This window comes from Dethiosulfatibacter sp., from assembly GCF_983023055.1.
On record NZ_CEZJXU010000181.1, the window covers coordinates 1 to 2,033 of the forward strand.

The window sequence follows — 2,033 nt, forward strand, 5'->3', positions numbered from 1 at the left end:
TCTGTAGTCTTGTATCCTGAACAATGGAAAAATGCCACATCAGGGAATTCCTTGGACATTTTCTCAACATGGTCCATATAACCGAAGCTTGTAGCGAAAATCGCTGTTGCTCCCTGGTCTATCATATTTCTTATTTCCGATTCTACTTCTTGAGTTTCAGGTACAGATTCCTTGTAAAGAGTTTTTACTCCAAGCTGCTCTTCAAGGTAAAGTCTTCCCAGGTCATGAGCATAAGTCCAACCACCGTCACCTATAGGTCCTACAAAGATAAAACCTACTACCATGTCCTCTGCCGGTGCCTCCATTGGCTCTTCTGTTGGTTCCTGTGCCGGCTCGTCCCCTGCACATCCTACCAATGCAAATACCATTACAACTGCTAATAACAATGCTAAAAATCTTTTCATTTTTTCCTCCTCAAGTCTAGTTTCATGATTTAAATTCTATCTCCCCGTTGCCCATGTGGTCGATTACAGCAAGGGATTCTACTCTAAAACCCTTGTCGCGCAATATTTGACCACCTTCTTGAAATCCTTTTTCAATAACAATCCCTATACCCTCAATATTTGCTCCTGCCTGAGTTGCAATGTCCACAAGACCCAATGCAGCCCGTCCGTTAGCCAGAAAATCATCCACAATAAGGACGTTATCCTTATCGGACAGGTATTTCCTTGATACCTTGACATCATATTCTGTCTTTTTTGTAAAAGAATACACACTGCTTGAATAAACATCATCATCAATGTTCAATGACTTTGTTTTTTTCGCAAATACAAGTTGCACTCCAAAATGCAGTGCAACAAAGGCACCTATTGCAATGCCAGAAGCTTCTATGGTCAATATCTTTGTGATATTACTTCCGTCAAAAAGCCTTTTGAATTCCTTTCCGATTTCATTCATAAGGACAGGATCAACCTGATGATTCAAAAACTCATCAACCTTGATAATATTCTCCCCTATTGCCTTTCCATCTTCCAGTATTCTTTTCTTCAATAAATCCATATACGATATCTCCTCAAAAAAGCAGCTACGCTGCGTTGACCGCGTAAGCGGTTATTAAAACGCGAAGAAAAGTTTCCATAACCGCATAATACCAATGATTCAAGGGATTATGCATATTTAACTTTCCTAAGCTACAAAAAAATAACCCTGCATCTGCAGAGTTCTGTAAAACTATAAGCTTAAAGATTAAGCTTTAAGAATAAAGAACCCGTAGCCTGTAACTATTTTTGGTAGTTTGGTAGAAACATTTGATCCATATTATCAAATTTATACGAGCAGTGCAATGATATCTCAAAGCACTATATTTAATTTTAAAATCCACATGCTTTCACACGGAACCACTATGAATTTTATTACATATGAGCATAAAAATCAAGTTATATTATATAAAAACTCTCTAACAATAATTTGATAAAAGATTAAGTTTGAAAATAAATGAGTAATACACTACAATTGTCTCTGGTATAGAAAAAACAATAGGTTATATTTTAACAACGCCGTATAATGAATGCACAAATTATTTATTTTTTATTGCTTCATTGTGAATTATACGTCGTAATTCAGGGTATACTTTATTTATCTATTCATAATATTATAACGGAGGGATTAATTTTGAAAAAAATAACAATATTACTATTATCATTCATTCTTATCATTTCTTCATGCATTCCTGCATTTGGTGAAGTTGAGGAAGACTGGACTTATTATGCCTTTGACGGCACCCAATCTGAATGGGCTGAACCCGAGCTGCAAGAAGCTCTTACAAACCATCTCGTTTATGAGGAAATAATGTCCAAGTATACTCAAAATGTAACCCGTGAGGAGTTCTGTACACTATCAGTCAAATTATATGAAAAGTTCACACGTAATGAAGCTAATGTTGGAATAGATCCTTTTGAGGACACAGACAATCCATATGTATTGAAAGCATACAACCTGGGCATAGTAAACGGAATCAGCGATACAGCGTTTGCTCCTTCAAAAAGCATAACCAGACAGGAAATATGCGTAATGATTTTCAGAACACTTAAGGC

At 36.4% G+C, this 2,033-nt stretch carries 3 protein-coding genes and 1 riboswitch; of the genes, 1 reads left to right on the plus strand and 2 read right to left on the minus strand.

From position 1 onward, the window contains the following. A partial coding sequence (locus tag AC3AX0_RS07490; RefSeq protein ID WP_487549685.1) for a BMP family ABC transporter substrate-binding protein occupies window positions 1–404 on the minus strand: 404 nt, incomplete at its 3' end. Window positions 405–426: 22 nt separating this feature from the next. Next, a complete protein-coding gene (locus AC3AX0_RS07495) occupies window positions 427–999 on the minus strand; it encodes a xanthine phosphoribosyltransferase (RefSeq protein ID WP_487549686.1) in 573 nt (190 codons plus the stop codon). A 191-nt stretch (window positions 1,000–1,190) separates the two neighbouring features. Next, window positions 1,191–1,294: riboswitch (purine riboswitch) on the minus strand. Window positions 1,295–1,611: 317 nt separating this feature from the next. On the opposite strand from AC3AX0_RS07495, the gene AC3AX0_RS07500 reads away from it, so the two are divergent. Further along, the coding region (locus tag AC3AX0_RS07500; protein ID WP_487549687.1) for an S-layer homology domain-containing protein at window positions 1,612–2,033 on the plus strand (422 nt) is incomplete at its 3' end.